Origin of the sequence: Fictibacillus terranigra (assembly GCF_030412265.1) — a bacterium.
Lineage (GTDB): Bacteria > Bacillota > Bacilli > Bacillales > Fictibacillaceae > Fictibacillus_C > Fictibacillus_C terrinigri.
On sequence record NZ_JAUHLN010000001.1, the window covers coordinates 1,107,981 to 1,123,604 of the forward strand.

General features: G+C 44.2%; 21 protein-coding genes. 12 read left to right on the plus strand and 9 right to left on the minus strand.

The genetic code is table 11. The annotated features are described in order from the left end of the window. Window positions 1-82 precede the first annotated feature (82 nt). The 5 genes from QYF49_RS05535 to QYF49_RS05555 all read right to left on the minus strand — a co-directional run bounded on the left by QYF49_RS05535 (window position 83) and on the right by QYF49_RS05555 (window position 5,590). On the minus strand, window positions 83-238 hold the full coding sequence (locus QYF49_RS05535) for a YjcZ family sporulation protein (protein ID WP_290398602.1): 156 nt from the start codon (window positions 236-238) through the stop codon (window positions 83-85). A gap of 117 nt (window positions 239-355) precedes the next feature. Beyond that, window positions 356-1,771: a sodium:solute symporter family protein gene (locus QYF49_RS05540; RefSeq protein WP_290398603.1), complete on the minus strand. Its 1,416-nt coding sequence runs from the start codon at window positions 1,769-1,771 to the stop codon at window positions 356-358. Between the two features lie 33 nt (window positions 1,772-1,804). Further along, window positions 1,805-2,773 carry an agmatinase gene (gene speB, locus QYF49_RS05545; protein ID WP_290398604.1) on the minus strand — a complete coding sequence of 323 codons (969 nt, stop codon included), beginning with the start codon at window positions 2,771-2,773 and terminating at the stop codon, window positions 1,805-1,807. A 22-nt stretch (window positions 2,774-2,795) separates the two neighbouring features. Beyond that, window positions 2,796-4,130, minus strand: coding sequence for an aspartate aminotransferase family protein (locus QYF49_RS05550; RefSeq protein ID WP_290398605.1), 1,335 nt, complete (start codon window positions 4,128-4,130; stop codon window positions 2,796-2,798). An 86-nt stretch (window positions 4,131-4,216) separates the two neighbouring features. After that, window positions 4,217-5,590: a sigma-54 interaction domain-containing protein gene (locus QYF49_RS05555; RefSeq protein ID WP_290398606.1), complete on the minus strand. Its 1,374-nt coding sequence runs from the start codon at window positions 5,588-5,590 to the stop codon at window positions 4,217-4,219. Window positions 5,591-5,845: 255 nt separating this feature from the next. Between QYF49_RS05555 and QYF49_RS05560 the strand changes: the two genes are divergently transcribed. Continuing rightward, window positions 5,846-6,502 carry a 3'-5' exonuclease gene (locus tag QYF49_RS05560; RefSeq protein ID WP_290398607.1) on the plus strand — a complete coding sequence of 219 codons (657 nt, stop codon included), beginning with the start codon at window positions 5,846-5,848 and terminating at the stop codon, window positions 6,500-6,502. Between the two features lie 219 nt (window positions 6,503-6,721). After that, on the plus strand, window positions 6,722-6,949 hold the full coding sequence (locus QYF49_RS05565; RefSeq protein WP_290398608.1) for a hypothetical protein: 228 nt from the start codon (window positions 6,722-6,724) through the stop codon (window positions 6,947-6,949). 262 nt (window positions 6,950-7,211) lie between these two features. On the opposite strand, the gene QYF49_RS05570 is transcribed toward QYF49_RS05565, so the two are convergent. Further along, complete coding sequence (locus tag QYF49_RS05570; protein ID WP_290398609.1) at window positions 7,212-7,352, minus strand: hypothetical protein; 141 nt, start codon at window positions 7,350-7,352, stop codon at window positions 7,212-7,214. Window positions 7,353-7,603: 251 nt separating this feature from the next. Between QYF49_RS05570 and QYF49_RS05575 the strand changes: the two genes are divergently transcribed. The 4 genes from QYF49_RS05575 (at window position 7,604) to QYF49_RS05590 (ending at window position 11,040) form a co-directional block, all read left to right on the plus strand. Next, entirely contained in the window at window positions 7,604-9,493 is a 1,890-nt protein-coding gene (locus QYF49_RS05575; RefSeq protein ID WP_290398610.1) for an OPT family oligopeptide transporter, read from the plus strand. Beyond that, the gene (locus tag QYF49_RS05580; RefSeq protein ID WP_290398611.1) at window positions 9,490-9,858 is read left to right on the plus strand and encodes a PqqD family protein; all 369 of its coding nucleotides are present in this window, start codon (window positions 9,490-9,492) and stop codon (window positions 9,856-9,858) included. Before QYF49_RS05575 ends, QYF49_RS05580 begins: the two co-directional genes overlap by 4 nt. Before the next feature lie 81 nt (window positions 9,859-9,939). Continuing rightward, a complete protein-coding gene (locus QYF49_RS05585) occupies window positions 9,940-10,098 on the plus strand; it encodes a hypothetical protein (RefSeq protein ID WP_290398612.1) in 159 nt (52 codons plus the stop codon). Between the two features lie 162 nt (window positions 10,099-10,260). Next, window positions 10,261-11,040, plus strand: a complete 780-nt coding sequence (locus QYF49_RS05590; RefSeq protein WP_290398613.1) for a GDSL-type esterase/lipase family protein — start codon at window positions 10,261-10,263, stop codon at window positions 11,038-11,040. Window positions 11,041-11,197: 157 nt separating this feature from the next. On the opposite strand, the gene QYF49_RS05595 is transcribed toward QYF49_RS05590, so the two are convergent. After that, complete coding sequence (locus QYF49_RS05595) at window positions 11,198-11,392, minus strand: hypothetical protein (protein WP_290398614.1); 195 nt, start codon at window positions 11,390-11,392, stop codon at window positions 11,198-11,200. A gap of 227 nt (window positions 11,393-11,619) precedes the next feature. Here QYF49_RS05595 and QYF49_RS05600 point away from each other — a divergent pair, with 227 nt between their 5' ends. After that, window positions 11,620-12,321: a hypothetical protein gene (locus QYF49_RS05600; protein ID WP_290398615.1), complete on the plus strand. Its 702-nt coding sequence runs from the start codon at window positions 11,620-11,622 to the stop codon at window positions 12,319-12,321. 12 nt (window positions 12,322-12,333) lie between these two features. Here QYF49_RS05600 and QYF49_RS05605 read toward each other — a convergent pair whose 3' ends face one another. Further along, window positions 12,334-12,954: a DNA-3-methyladenine glycosylase gene (locus tag QYF49_RS05605; RefSeq protein ID WP_290398616.1), complete on the minus strand. Its 621-nt coding sequence runs from the start codon at window positions 12,952-12,954 to the stop codon at window positions 12,334-12,336. Between the two features lie 165 nt (window positions 12,955-13,119). On the opposite strand from QYF49_RS05605, the gene QYF49_RS05610 reads away from it, so the two are divergent. The 3 genes from QYF49_RS05610 to abbA all read left to right on the plus strand — a co-directional run bounded on the left by QYF49_RS05610 (window position 13,120) and on the right by abbA (window position 13,833). Beyond that, window positions 13,120-13,284, plus strand: coding sequence for a hypothetical protein (locus QYF49_RS05610; RefSeq protein WP_290398617.1), 165 nt, complete (start codon window positions 13,120-13,122; stop codon window positions 13,282-13,284). Window positions 13,285-13,387: 103 nt separating this feature from the next. Next, window positions 13,388-13,573 (plus strand): Fur-regulated basic protein FbpA, encoded by a 186-nt coding sequence (locus QYF49_RS05615; RefSeq protein ID WP_290398618.1) that lies wholly within the window; start codon window positions 13,388-13,390, stop codon window positions 13,571-13,573. Between the two features lie 77 nt (window positions 13,574-13,650). Beyond that, a complete protein-coding gene (gene abbA / locus QYF49_RS05620) occupies window positions 13,651-13,833 on the plus strand; it encodes an antirepressor AbbA (RefSeq protein WP_290398619.1) in 183 nt (60 codons plus the stop codon). 258 nt (window positions 13,834-14,091) lie between these two features. On the opposite strand, the gene QYF49_RS05625 is transcribed toward abbA, so the two are convergent. Next, window positions 14,092-14,304, minus strand: a complete 213-nt coding sequence (locus tag QYF49_RS05625) for a hypothetical protein (protein ID WP_090235103.1) — start codon at window positions 14,302-14,304, stop codon at window positions 14,092-14,094. A gap of 227 nt (window positions 14,305-14,531) precedes the next feature. On the opposite strand from QYF49_RS05625, the gene QYF49_RS05630 reads away from it, so the two are divergent. Together QYF49_RS05630 and QYF49_RS05635 are read left to right on the plus strand one after the other, a co-directional pair. After that, window positions 14,532-14,801: a holin gene (locus QYF49_RS05630; protein ID WP_290398620.1), complete on the plus strand. Its 270-nt coding sequence runs from the start codon at window positions 14,532-14,534 to the stop codon at window positions 14,799-14,801. 217 nt (window positions 14,802-15,018) lie between these two features. Further along, the gene (locus QYF49_RS05635) at window positions 15,019-15,537 is read left to right on the plus strand and encodes a hypothetical protein (RefSeq protein WP_290398621.1); all 519 of its coding nucleotides are present in this window, start codon (window positions 15,019-15,021) and stop codon (window positions 15,535-15,537) included. Window positions 15,538-15,624 lie beyond the last annotated feature (87 nt).

Consider the following 15,624-nt stretch of genomic DNA (forward strand, 5'->3'; position numbering starts at 1 on the left):
TTAACTCCTCATCCTCTACACCCTCATGCGTATCCAAACCACCAAAAAACCGGCCTTCCATAGAAGACCGGTTTTCCTGCTTTTAGTACAGACCTTTACCGCCGAATCCGTACCCATAGCCGTAGCCGCCTAAACCGCCGTAACAGCCATAACCGCCGTAACAAGCGCATCCAACAATAATCAGCAGGATGAATAGGACAACAATTAAGCTAAAGTTGTTAAAGAGACCACCAGACATTATCTTCACTCCCGGATTATTTTATTTAAGAGGTTGCCCTCCTCCTCCATACATCATATGAAACCATACAGGCTGAGAAACCGAGGCATAAGCGGATTTTTAGCGGCGGGGCCATAATCAGCCTTGTTTTGTGTTGCTGAACGATCCGACAAGGGAATCTTTGTTTCTGTAGTTGGTCAGAAGGGAAATCCCCACTAAAACCACAAATCCAGTAACGATGCCATACATGATCGGGTTTGTGGAAGAAATTCCTTCGATCAGCAGGCCGCCGATGACAACGATGGTGCTGGCAAGAATGGAGTAAAAGCCTGCGTTGGCCGTTGATTTTTTCCAAAATAACATGAGCAGTACAGGTACGAAAATCGCGCCGGAAAGAATTGCATAGGCGACATCAAGAGCGACGAGAACGTCTTGGATCCAAACCGCAAACGTAATGGCGAGAAGGCCGGCAGCAAGTGTCGTCACCCGAGAGAGCACCAAAAACTTCTTGTCACTGATATCCTTTATAAAATATTGGCGCAGGATATCATTGGTGATCAGGGTGGACGAAGCGAGCAAAGTGCCGGATGCGGTTGACATGAGCGCTGACATGACACTGGCAAGAACAAGCCCCAGGATTCCTGAAGGCAATATCTTTAAAGCAAGTATGGCAAAGGTATTCTGCGTGTTGTCGATGTTCGGCAGGATGATAAAGGCACACATCCCGATGATGCTGCCTGCCAGCGCATAAGCGATGGAATAGAGGCCCGCATACATGGAACCTTTTTTTGCAATGGATGGTGTCCTGGCTGTAAACACGCGCTGCCAGATATCTTGTGAAACCACCATGCCAAGCGTATAAAGTAAAAAGTATTGAAAAATCTGCTGATAGCCGATCGTTGACAGGCTGAGGTGGGACTCCGGCAATGTGGAAAGCAAGTGACCGAAACCGTCAGCCTTTGCAATGCTCATCGGAAGCATGATGGCAAAGATTCCGACCGTCATGACGATGAATTGGATGATGTCAGTGATAGTAACGCTCCACATTCCGCCGAGGATCGTATAGAAAAGGACAATTCCGCCGCCAACAAGCATGGAAGTCGTCAAATTCCAGCCGAGGAGCACGTTAATGATCGTCCCCATTCCGATGACCTGGGTCACCGCGACCATCAGTGTATAAATAGAGGCAACGATCGCTGTGATCAGCCTTGCTTCAGACTTGTATTTCTTACCGAGCAGCTCGCTGATCGTGGTGACTTTATGTTTGGAGATGCGTTTGATAAAAAAGGTGCCTAAAAGGATGATGCCGAGACCGATCATGGTCACAAACCAGATTCCTGAGATTCCAAATTCATAGCCGAGCTTCGCTGTACCTATGGTAGACGCCCCGCCCAGGATAACGGCAGACAAACAGCCGAGGTACATGAAAAGGCCGAGGTTACGGCCGGCAAGCGCGAATTCCTCTGTCGTTTTGGCTTTCGTCGAACCGATGACCCCTACTGCAATCAATACAGCAAAATAAAGAAAAATAATAACTGTGTCCAAGATACCCATTTCAAAGCCCTCCCTTTATTCATTTTTGAATACTTATTGCTGTGCCTGTTCTATTTTTTTACTTAAACTTGCTTTTTTAAGAGCGATCAATGTGATCATTTCAAACATGACGGTGCTTGCAAGCATAGCGGTGATCTCTCCGCTGTCATAGGCAGGGAGTACTTCAACAAGGTCAAAGCCCACCACATTGAGCCCATCGAGATTACGCACCAGTTCAAGCGCTTCATGGCTCGTCGGACCGGCTGCTTCCGGGGTTCCTGTTCCCGGTGCATAAGCAGGATCAACGAAGTCAATGTCAAATGATACAAAAACTGGCCGGTCACCTGCACGATCGTGGATTTTTCGGACGACTTCATCAAATCCTAGCTTTCTGACATCTCTCATCGTCAATATTTCAAAGCCGAGATCCCTTGCGTCCTGGATGTCCTCCTTGCCGTAAAGAGGTCCTCTCATGCCGACCTGGATGGAATGGCCGACGTCTATCAGGCCTTCTTCTACCGCTCTTCGAAAAGGCGTACCATGAGTGTACTTCTCGCCAAAATAGTGATCCCATGTATCACTGTGGGAATCAAAGTGAACGAGCGCTACTGGTCCGTATTGCTTAGCGAATGCTCTCAGGCTGCCGAGCGAGATGGAGTGGTCGCCGCCCATGATGACAGGAGTGACGCCTGAAGACAGCAAAGGTGATAAAAACTCCTCCATGTTGCAGTAGGTTTGATGAATGTTTCCAGGTACCACGTCGATGTCTCCATAATCCACACCGCTGCAATGATCAAAAATGTTAATTTCCTGTTCAGGATTGTACGGGCGGAGCAGGGTTGAAAAGTTGCGGATGTGCTGAGGTCCGTTCCTTTGACCTGTACGATTGGAAGCGCCGGTATCAAAAGGCACACCCACCACTGCGAAGTCCACATCCTCTGTTGTTTGTACGTGCTCCAGCCGCATGAATGTTTTCACACCGCAAAAGCGGGGAGAGGCCGAAGAATCTTTTGGTTTATACATAAATGTTGTCTCCTTTCTGGTGTTATACATTTTGCAGTTTGCGTCCTGGAAGCCGTTCAGCTTCGTATTCCGCAATGGCCTCCTCCAATACAGCAATCCCCTCATCGATCTGATTCTGGCTGACAGTCAGCGGAGGAATCATCCGGATGACTTCACCTTCGTTGCCGCAAAGATAGAACAGTACTCCTTTTTCAAGACACTTGTTGAGGATGGAGATGACACCTTCACCATTCGGGCCGCCAGTTGGGGGATCCAAAATTTCAATGCCGATCATCAGGCCAATGGAGCGGATGCTCCCGACGATCGCGTGCCTTCCTTTCAGTCCAAGAAGCTTTTCACGGGCATATGCACCCATTTTGTTTGAGTTTTCTACCAGCTTTTCCTCTTTCAAAACTTCAAGTGTAGCCAGTCCCGCAGAACAGGCGATCGGGTTGCCGCCGAATGTGGTCCCGTGGCTTCCGAGCGGCCATTGCTTCATCAGCTCTTTGGATGCGACCGTAGCACTTAATGGCAGCCCTGAAGCGATGCCCTTTGCGATTGCCATGATATCGGGTGTTACCCCAAAGGTTTGGGCGGCGAACCATTCACCTGTGCGCCCGAAGCCGGTCTGCACTTCGTCAAAGATTAATAGAATTCCGTGCAAACTGCAGATTTCACGCATTTTTTTCAGCCAGGCCGCAGGAGGCACGATATATCCTCCTTCACCTAAAACAGGTTCGACAATCATACAGGCCACTTCTTCGGGTGTAACCTGATGCTTGAAAAGTGACGTTAAGTCTTTCTCGAGCTTGTCGGCTGCATATCGGCCAGGATCCATACCTTTCGGACACCCTTCTGTTGAAGCATAAGGAACCTGGTACGTCAGTCCGTTCGGCTGCAAATACTTCCGGTACTTGGCCTTGGATGTGGTGACGCTTAGCGCCCCCATGCTTCGTCCATGAAAGCAGCCGGTGAAAGAGATCACATACGGCCTGCGCGTCACATGCTTGGCAAGCTTGATCGCCCCTTCAATGGCTTCGGTTCCGCTGTTGGCGAAGAAGAAGCAATCCAATCCGGCAGGAAGGACCGTACGAAGTTCCTTGGCCAGTTTAAGGATTGATTCATACATAATGACCCCGGAGGGACCATGCATCAGTTCATCTGCCGCCTTTTTAATGGCCTCGACTACTTTCGGATGGCGATGACCGGTATTAGCGGTAGCGATGCCTGAAGTGAAATCCAAGTAAGTTTTTCCATCAAGGCCGTAGTAATAGCAGCCCTCTTCTTTTACGACAGGAAGATTTGGGTGATCCTTGGCCATCGTCGGAGCCAGCAGATCGGAAAGCTCGTTCATCAGGGTGTTCAGTTGTTGTGTCACAATCACGTACCTCCTTATGTGTTAGATTCTAAGGGGACATTTGCAGTCTTATTTTTCTTATCTTGCAAGAATTGTGCCAATTGTGTTCAATGGATGTCATACTTCTGCATTTTTCGTACGACAGAGGGCTGGCTGATCCCGAGAGCCTCTGCCATCTGAACGGTAGTCTTATAGTCTCTTCGCGCTTTTTGCACCATTTGTTTTTCTACATCCTCCAGCACTTCTTTCAAAGGCTTGCCTAGGTGGGAGGGCGGAGCGGAGATGGAATGAGAGGCCTTTATGGTATCCGGAAGGTGTTCTGTCGTTATGAGAGTGGAGGGAGAAATAACGACAAGGCGTTCTATGAGATTGATAAGTTCGCGGACATTTCCTTTCCAGTCATATTGGAGGAAATGATGAAGAACTGCTTCATCTAGCCGTTTTTCCCGTTTGTATTTCTCCTGAAAAACATCGAGTACATAGTGAATCAAAGGGATGATGTCTTCGGGTCTTTTCCTGAGCGGCGGAATGGTTAACGGAACAACATTCAGCCGAAAATACAGGTCTTCACGAAATGTTCTTTCGTGAATGGCTTTGAGAAGATCTTTATTGGTAGCAGAGATCAGGCGGAAGTCCACAGAGATGGGCTTGGTTCCTCCTACTCTGTAAAACTGTTTTTCTTGTATGCACTTCAATACCTTTACTTGATGAGCAAGAGGAAGTTCGCCGATTTCATCTAAAAATAGAGTCCCCCCGTCTGCGAGTTCGGCAAGCCCCATTTTGCCTTTTCGGTTTGCTCCCGTGAATGCACCTGCCTCATACCCGAAGAATTCTGCCTCAAATAAAGTCCCTGGGATTGCTCCACAGTTCACTTCAATAAACGGCCACTTGTTTCGGCCGCTCTTGTTATGGATAAATTTTGCGATCAATGATTTGCCTACTCCAGACTCTCCAAGCAAAAGAACGTTCACATCCACTTCGGCTACTTGAAAGGAAGTGGTCAGGACATTTTTCATCTCTGTGCTGTTGGCAATGATGCCGCCGTCATAAAGCTGCCGGCTGCGCAATAAATCCAGCTCGCTCTTTACCCGTTCCATTTCATCTTCCATCGTTTGCAGAAACTTCTTCAGCTCCAGCAGTTCTGTCACTTCATGGGAATAGCTGACCACTCTATAGATGTCTCCGTTCTCATTGAATACAGGAATGCCGGTCACAAGCAGTTTCTTTCCTGTGTTTGTCGTTTGGACGAAGGTGATCTTCTTCTTTTCTTTCAGCACCATCGGGGTGGCTATTGGCGTAAACATTCCATCTGCTGCCAGATCATAGACTGATTTGCCAAGGAGGCTTTCCGAGGAGACGCCGTATACTTTCCCAGTCGCCTCGCTCACTTTTAGAATAGTTCCATTGAGGTTGGTTACGAGAATATCATCTTGAAGGGAGTGAAGGATCGCTTCGTTTTCATTCCAAGGGTGAGAAATCATATTTGATCATCCTTTTTTATTCGTTTATGAATAATTATTTATTTCTGAATATTATAACGGATGAAACAAAGCATGCCAACCAGAGCTTTTTCATGATGGTATAGGCAATAATCAGCACCGCTGACATACAATAAAAAATATGAATAGCAGAATGGAACAAAATCAGGGGAACATCATTCCAATACCTTCAAAAATTAACTAAAATAGAAAGTGAAAAGCAGGCGCTGCAGGCAAGAAGAATGGGATGGAGTGAAGATGATGGATTATATTGTGTATGATCTGGAAATGACGAACCGGTTATCAGAAATTATTGAAATCGGTGCCGTACGGCTGCGTATGATGAATGGGGAACTAGCAGTGACAGACCACTTTCAATCCTTTGTTCAGCCTAAGATGGATAGTTTAAATACGAGGATTACCAACCTGACAGGGATCACAAAAAAAGATTTGATGAATGCCCAGCCGTTTACGACGGTCATCAAGGATTTTAAGGATTGGATCGGCGAAGGAGAGTATTATCTTTGTTCCTGGGGACCGGAAGACAAATGGGCACTGATTACGGATGCCACGTTCCACAACACTCCTATTGATTGGATCATCAATCATAATGACCTTCAGTTCTTGTTCAGTATCCTCCATGACAGTGAGAAAGGCTTCCGATATGGATTGACACGTGCCTTGAACAAACTTCAGATCTCTCTGGAAGGTTCGCAGCACAGGGCACTGGATGATGCCATGAATACAGCGAAGATTTTTGTTTCCATCCATAAAGAGATCAAGCTTGAGAAAAATCCGAATTCGTTTTTGGAGTCAAAAATTTTCGAACCGGAAAAGCTGGTCTATCAGTCCAAGGACGAGGAGGAAGACGGTACACAATCTCCCTTTGCCTCACTGTCTAAATTATTTGGATAAAACAATAGGGTTCTGGGAATTATATTTATAAAACTTTGGTCATCAACATATTCCATCCTTATAGGACAATTTGTTGATAAAAACGACAAGATGCGACATGGTCAATAGGATAAATGGTCTGTTAATCCAGAAAAAGTAAGATATGTCGTCATTTGACGAATTGTTTTTCTAGGAAAATGACCTCATATCTTTAATAATAAAGTAGAGGGGGTGATAAAGTTGGAATCCACATATTTTATAACGAACAAAAATAACCAACTTTTAGAGCTTATTAATACGATAGATTATATGGCGAGTGAAGCCACAGTTGATGAGTTGGACTGTATTGTGAAACTTAAGGAAGAATTAATCGCAAAAGACGGCATCCATGTATCACCGGATCAATATAACAGTATCATCTCCATACTTTTGAAATTTGTGCCAACTTACATAAAAGATGTTTGTTAACCTGCTAAGATGCTGCAGGTCGTTATAAGAGATAAAAAAGAAGGGCCGGCAATGGATGCCGGCCCTTCTTTTTTTGTGATTTATTTTATAATGCACAATCTAGAACGCCCTGGCGAAAAAAGCGATAACGGCAATGGCTCCTATAATGATGAGAATCGTGCGGATCATGTTTCTTTCCTCCTATAGGTTGTTCATTATAAATCCAACTACGACGATGATTCCGATAATCAATAAGATGGTGCGTATCATTCTTTTATCTCCTTTATTTCTGCTTTTTATCTTTTTCTTTCTGCGATTCAGTATCAACGGATTTCCGTTGTTCGATTGCGCCCTGTTCGAACAAGTCCTTCACATTTTCCTTTGTTTCTTTCTTTCCGTTTTCTTTTGATTGTTTGTTGTCCACTTTTTATCCCTCCTAATACATTAACTAAGGTACCCTGTCACACCTTTTATAAACATCAGGGCGCATAACGATGGTGAATCCCTGAAATTAATTTTTTTCAAAAAAGCGGATAACAATCTTTTAAGAAAGGGAAGATTGTAAGGGTCAGGGCTTATAGCGACCGTGGAATAATAGGTGGAAAACTCGGTTTTTGTCGAAATATGGTATAATGGTTACTGTTGAAAATTTCTGATGATTAGGCGGTGTTTTTGATGAAAAACAACCAAGAGAAGTCCGCATCCTTTGTCCCCTACGTTCCCTCATCACGTTCATTGCCGGAACTTACTGTGGTTGCGATCGTTTTTGGTATTATTTTGGCTGTTGTTTTCGGAGCAGCCAATGCATATTTGGGACTTAAAGTAGGACTGACCGTTTCAGCTTCCATCCCTGCAGCGGTTATATCCATGGGAGTACTTAGAGGCATTTTTCGAAGAGACTCCATCCTTGAAAACAATATAGTACAAACCATGACAACTGCGGGGGAAGCCATTGGTGCTGGCGCCGTCTTTACACTGCCGGCATTCTTCCTGCTTGATATTGATCTTTCACAGACGGTTATCATTTTTATCGTACTGACCGGAGGCCTATTGGGAGTTTTTATGATGGTTCCCTTGAGGCAGATGCTGATCGTGAAAGAACATGGAAATCTTCCTTATCCTGAAGGAACAGCCTGTGCTGAGGTTCTAAAATCAGGGGAAAAGGGAGGTGCCAACGCTAAAACGGTAGCTATCGGCTTTCTTTTTGGAGGTCTTGTAAAAGTACTGGGCGATGGCTTCATGCTGTTCAAAACCGAAATTGAAACACAAGTGGGCAAATTTAAAAATGCCGTAGTGGGTATGGACATTTTTCCGGCTCTTCTCGGTGTGGGCTACATTATCGGCCCCCGTATCGCTGGACAAATGCTGGCAGGAGGTTTGCTTGCCTGGATCGTATTAATTCCTGCCATATCATTTTTTGGCGCGGACAGCACAACCGCCATTTTCCCTGCCCATGATCCGATTGGAAAACTTGATGCATGGGGCATTTGGGACAGCTATATTAAATACATCGGTGCCGGGGCCGTTGCGGTTGCCGGGCTGATCACACTCCTTAAAACGCTGCCGACATTGATTTCCACAGCGGCCCAAACGATGAAGGGCTTTTCGGGTGGAGCGGCAAGCAGCGGCATCGAGCGTACTGATAAGGATATGCCTTTCCGATACGTCATTTTAGGTATTATCGCATTGGTGATCATCATTGGTGCCGCTCCTATAACGAACGTTGGCTTTATCGGGGCGATCGCCATCGCCGTTTTCGGATTCTTGTTCGTGGCTGTCGCTTCAAGGATCGTCGGTATCGTCGGAAGTTCCTCCTCACCGGTTTCCGGTATGACGATAGCTACTTTATTAATCGTAACGCTTGTTTATAAAGTTACCGGACTTCACGGTATGGAGGGAATGAAGGCTGCCTTAACTGTTGCGGCTATCGTGTGTACAGCTCTTGCTGTTGCAGGCGATATCTCACAGGATTTGAAAACAGGGCATCTTGTAGGAGGTACTCCTTGGAAACAGCAAGTGGCCATGATGATCGGCGTTGTGGCTTCCGGTCTAGTCATCGGCATTATCTTGATTGTTCTAGATCAATCCTATGGGATGGGTTCACAGCAGCTTCCTGCTCCTAAAGCAGCCATCATGAAAGTGCTGGTTCAGGGGATCTTTGGCGGTGATTTACCATGGAACCTTATCTTTATCGGTGCCGCTATCGCGGTCGTCATTGAATTCTTAGGACTTAATTCATTGGTAGTCGCGGTAGGCCTGTATCTTCCAGTCCATATTTCCGCACCTGTGATGTTCGGAGGAGCGGTAAGATGGCTTGTGGATTCCCGTGCGAAATCCAAGGAAGAACGCTTGGCGAGGTCTGATAAAGGCGTACTGTTCGCCTCCGGTCTCATCGCGGGAGAATCTTTGCTCGGTGTGTTAATCGCTGTTCTGATTTTCTTTAAAATCGATATTCCAGCAACACCATTGACGGACAACCGATTGATTCCATTTGTGATTTTCCTGTTTGTCTGCTGGCTTCTGTATTGGGTGTCATCCAGAGCGAAAGTGGATAAAACAGAATGATGGGAGTTTTCCTATCACGTAAAAAAACAAAGAAAAACCTGTTAATCATGATTCCAAAGTTTAAACGAGGCATTCATACGGAGACCCGGGAGGAAGGAAAGGTGTACCTGATGATTCCCCGGACCAATCCAATAGAAAGGTTTTCCATCCGTTTTTTAAAGCAGCCCTCTTTTCTTTCGGTCAAGCTTGATGCGCTGGGTGCGTTTGTAGCAGCGCGAATCGACGGCACAAATAAGATTGAGGAAATCGCTGCCGGACTGGAGAGGACGTTTGGGGAAGAAGCCGCTCCTGTCGTTCCAAGGCTCGCTAAATTTATAGAAATGCTTGAAATAAACGATTGGATCATATGGGAAGACGAGAAGTAATATTTGTTATCCCATATATGCCGTGTCTCATATCCTCTTGCTTTCATTCATATAAATGAGAAAAAGAAGAGGAGTGAGGAAATGGGATCCTTTTTGATTGTACTAGTGCCGGTCTTCTTCGTGTGCGGAGGCGCCGCGCTGCTCATCAGTTCTCTCGTAAAATCGGATACCGGGCAGTACGATATTGAAAATTTGTGGGAAGACCGGGAGTATTCATCTGATGACTATAATTTGAAGTAGAGGGAACTCCTTGGTAAGAGGGGTTTTTTCTCTTATGATCGATGAAAAACTTGAAAAGATGCGGGATTGCTGTTTTAATGGATTAGCAAAAGGGAACTCAGTAAGATAGCTGAGCGAATGTTTTTATACAGCTTCACGGTTATCAGATAGAGGAGGATTTTTTTGGGGAACCGAAAAAAGGTGATTTATGCCCTGACTGCTATCGTAGCAGCCATGGCAGTGGTTTTTATTTTTTACTCTGTAAAAAGCCCTGAGAAGCATGAGGGAAGGGAACAAAAAAAATCACCGAACACACATCTTAAACAGCCTAGACCAAAACAGATTAGAATTGTTGCGCTTGGTGACTCACTGACTTATGGAAGAGGAGATCCGAAGCGTAAAGGGTATATCGGCTTGGTCAGACAGGGGATGCAGAGGGAGTTAAAGCGTCCGGTCGTGCTGAATAACTATGGAATCAGCGGACAGCGTTCTGATCAGCTGTACAAGCAATTGAGCAATGGAATGGTATCGAGATCCGTGCGCCAGGCGAACTACATCTTCTTGTTTATCGGAACCAATGATTACAGGAAAACGGCTGGCTGGAACTTCAGGAATATTAATCAGAAGGAGATGGCAATCGGACAGAAGGTACTGTATCAAAACCTGGAGAAGATTACTGCCGAGCTCCGAAGCCAGAACAAAAGAGCGCATATTTATATTCTCGGATTGTATAATCCTTATACGGAAAACTTCTATGATGAGGTATCTGCCCGCGTCATTAAACGATGGAACGCGTCGATTCAGCAGGTCAGTGCAGAGACACCGAATTCCACTTACATCTCCACCTATGAACTATTCGCAGGCATTCAAAAGCGTGAATATTTCTCCGATCAGATACACCCTAATCCTAAAGGGTATTACAGGATCGCTCAACGGGTGCTCGGTGAACTTAAACTGAGGTAGTATTCAATTCATGCATAAACCCCGGACAGGTTTGACCCGTCCGGGGTTTTGTTTCGCTAGCAAGAGCAAAGTGATGAGCGTCTTTTTAATATGTATCACATACTGTTGCTGCAAGCGAGGCTGTGCGATAAAATATTCGCATCTTCACTGGAAGTAATTAACGCTTGATATCGTTCTCGAGTTTGCCGTTCATATCAATCATGAAGCCGATTTCACGTCCAAGGAGCTGGCTCAGTTCCTTGGCTTTCTTGTCGCTTTCATTCTTAATCTGTTCTATAGTCAACTCACCTTTTAATCGGGAAGATCCTACAATAATACTTAAGTCTCCTTTTTCAAAAAAAACAATTCTCATCGTTCTGCCTCCTATTTAGGAATTTCTGTCTATTCCTTATATATTTCGCCCTAATTAAAAAAGCTGTCGGGGTAAATCTATGAATTAATTGAGCAGTATGACTCTAGTCTACCCCTTAATAGCTGCAAAGATTAATAAGAATCATAAATTAACGTAAAAATTTACCTTTCCCTCCAAAAAAGATGGTATTATGATACATAGAAATTCTTCTGTCAGGAGGAACTATCGTGGATGAATTTTTGCAACTGATCGTATTGGTGAGCAAGCTCTTATGGGCAAAAGCTGCAGCTGGTTCTTTTGCACTGGGCGTGCTCATCGAAGTCTTGTTTCAAAATTTTTGGGTGCAATTTACAGCAGCGGTTCTCATCGGAATGTTCGCGGTGAAAATGATTGAGCTTGCGATTCGATACTATTATTATCATAATTTTATTCATAGAAAATTAAAAAACAGCCTCGGTTCGCCGGCGGATTTAGACCTTTTTCTGCAAACCTCGATGAAGCGGGAAATTTCCAGGGGACTGCTGCCGAACTTAAAGCATTTGCGCAGCCGATTGATTCAGATGCGGTCTACGGAACTGCGGCTGTTCCATACGTACTTGAGAACGAATACCAGAACAATGAAGAATGGAAAACCAGTCGGGTATGCCATCGGGATTCTGATCGGAATGTTTACCAGCTTTGCCATGGATATTCTTCATCTTGAAGGACTTTCGTTTTCACAGGAGAGTACAGTAAAAACCGTTTTGCTTCTGCTCGTATGGTTTGTGGTTGCCCATTTGTGGATGAATCAACGAATTCGAGCCTTTGCTCAGTTGGACGGTATTGTTTTAGCCTGTTTAAATGAAAAGCTTCACGATCCATTTGAACCGGATGAAGATCCGTCGGATGATCCGTATTTTGAAGAAAAAATATTGAAAGAGCATTCCTGAGAGGATGCTCTTTTATTTTGACACGCAGATGTTGTCCTTGATCCAAAACCGGTAAGGATACTGGGCAGCCTCTCCGGCATAGTCCACGTTGATGCGTGGGCCTGATAGTATCTGTACTTCAGTTATCGTCGTATCGCCTTTAATGTAAAGGTGCTTCGCATTGAGTTTAAGTCCGTAATCATTTAAAGTGATCCCCAACGCTTTACAAAGCTTTCCCGGACCGTTCGTGAGTTTTTTCAATTGTCCAGGCTTCCAGTCCCCATCATCTAACACTGGAATTTCGAATGAGCGGCGGCGCATCATTAAAGGGATGCCTTCTTTCGGTTCGAGTGCACGTATTAGTATGGCTTCCGGCTTATGGAGAGGGCCGGAAACGATATTAAAACAGGTGTGCATCCCGTAAATAAAGTAGACATAGACATAACCTGGCTCTGCATACATGATTTCGGTCCTTGGCGTTCGTCTGCCTCCAAATGAATGGGCAGCCATGTCTTCAGGCCCTAAATAGGCTTCTGTTTCTACAATGATGCCGGATGCAATCCCTTCGTCCGTTTCGTGAACCAGCTCCATTCCAAGCAAAGATTTAGCCAGTTCCAGGGTAGGGAGTTCAAAAAACTTCTCGTTCATAACCATCCTCCAATACAACTTACAAATTGATGTCTTTTTACTATACCCTTATCTTTCATGGAAACGTGTCGGATGAACAGGATTATAATTGTCAGAATTTCGGGTATGTTTCAAGGAGGAAGTTAGAGAGTAAGGGAGAATTCTATAGTGTAAAGACGGGAGGCGTTAAAGATGGATGGAAAAGTAAAGAAAACGGGCATCTATGAAAACCTTTCGAAACGACGCTATGAATACTGGTATGTAAGTAAATCAGGATTGAAAACAATGGTATCTTGGCTGTGCTGGAGTGCACCTCCGTCCGTAATAGAGGAATGGAGCAATTCGCAGGCCAAATAATGAAGTTCCCTTCACTTTGAAGGGACTTTTTTGTATCCTGCATGGAATGTAAAAGGAAAAACCTGGACAGAACTGTGTATAAAAACGAAAGGAAGCCTGTTCAATGATGAATGTTCCACAAGGACAATTGCGCCGGGCGGTAGAAAAAAGAAAACAGTTTCTTATCCAGAAGTTGCTGCACCATGGTTTTATTCTGCCGGAACACCGGCTCCTGCAGGAGTTTACATTATCTGAATTGGAAAGAGAATGGAGATCCGTGCAAGGAAAGGACAGCAACGTAAGTATGTAAATTCATTGGAAATTACCATATTTTAAGCACGGCGTTCCTCCCTTTATCCCTTTATAATAGATAGAGGGAGGGATTTTATGAATCATCTGAGCGTTGATGACAAACTGTTATTGGCCGATCTGGCGCTGTCTCAAAAGTATGCGAAAGAACTTGTACAGTCCGAATTAATGGAGATCGAACTCGGCTTAAGGGAAGCAAAAAATGACCGGGTAAAGAAACTGAACGACTTGCTTGTGATTTTACATAAAACAGGATATTAAATAAAAAATAACCCCAAGAACGGAACTGCGCCCCAATTGTTAGACACAACTAACAATTGGAGGTGCAGTTTTTTGTGACTAAATATTCTTTAGACACTCAATTAGCCGCCATTCAGGCTTATTTAAATGGAGTAGAATCTTACAAAGATACGGAAAACGTTATGGAGTAGACAGTACTCACTTATTACTATTGGGCAAAGCGAATGAATCGTCCTGACAAATTTGGGTTCAGGGCAGAACGAGGGGTTATTTTTTTATTTATGAATCGAGCAAGCCTTTTCTCCGGGCTTCCATTCTCCATTCCGCTTCTTTCACTAATCTTTTAGGAAGCTTACCTTTATTTTTTAAAAAAGACCAATAGGTTTTGTACTGTTTGGGGCGCACGTTGGGTGATACCTTTCTTGCATACTCCCACCATGTAAGTTCATTGGATTCTAGCATTATTAAATACAGATCATCTTCTCTTCTCATGCCATTCACTCCTGTTATGCTTTGTTTCTCTGTCTCTCGCTTAGTATGCACATATTGATGGAACGTAAATCGTTTCCAACAAATTTAGTTTATGCGTTGGAATTGCACCGGTTTGGGACATTACGGATTTTTTTAAACAGAAGGTATTTACGGGTTCGGGGTTGAACTTATTAACTATCGTTCCGAGTTTGAACATAAGAAGATGAAAAAGCAAAGGAGGATGAGGAATGGAACATATTGTGACGTTTGCCTCACTTTTAACGCCTCTCGTAACGGGCTTGGTACAGCTGTTAAAACGTACTTTCCCCATAAAGAAAAAGTTCATTCCATTAATCAGCTTTTTCATTGGAATCATTGTTGGAATTCTTGCTTATCCATTTACCGAAATGACGGTTGTTCTCAGGTTGTGGTCCGGAGGAATCGCTGGACTTGCTGCTACAGGATTGTATGAACTGGGTAAAAGGAGCTCAGGAAAAGCAAGCCGGAAAGCAGGATAGATCGTCTTACATGATACGACTATAGTCATAGTCGTATTTTTTTGTGCGGGAGTATGGATGTGATTTTCCCGAGAAACAAGGAATAGACGCATTGTTGGAGAAATACTGAAACATCCAGAATGAAAGAGTTAGAAAAAGAGGTTTTCCTTTGCCCCTTTTAAGGAATGTTTTACTTTAAGTACACATTTTATTAAAAAATACAGGGTGGTGAACCGATGTGAAGTATTATGCAACCAGTTTTTTAATAGTAATGTTGGCTGTTTTTGCATCTCCGGGTTATTTGACACATTCACCAGGCGCACATGATCAGCCGGTTTCATTTATGGAACAGCGAGCGGTAGCAGAGGAAACAGCTGCTCCTAAACCGGATGCCTTGAAATTATCTCAGGAATTCATTCAAAAGCTGACCCCTCAAGTTGATGAGCAATATAGAGTGAAAGAATATTCCAGCAAAGAGGAACTTATTCGTAATTTAAGCAGTATCGCTTCCAAAAAAATAGCAAGCGATTATGTGAATGGAATGTTCGAAGAAAGAAGCGGCAAACTATATATCATACCTACAGATCTCCCTCCGTGGGTGGAGAAAGACAAACCCTACGAGTTGAAAAAATTATCCGGTACATCCTATCACCTCATTCAAAAAAACAAAAGTGATTTATACGGGGAGTATAGTATAACACTTGGTTTTGAAAAAGTTAATAGCCATTGGGTCATTACTTTTGCCTCCATTAACTAATGCCAAAAGACGCATGAGAATCCTCATGCGTTTTTGTATGTTAAGCATATGATTTTTGTTTCAGATGGCTCATCAATCGGTTACTCA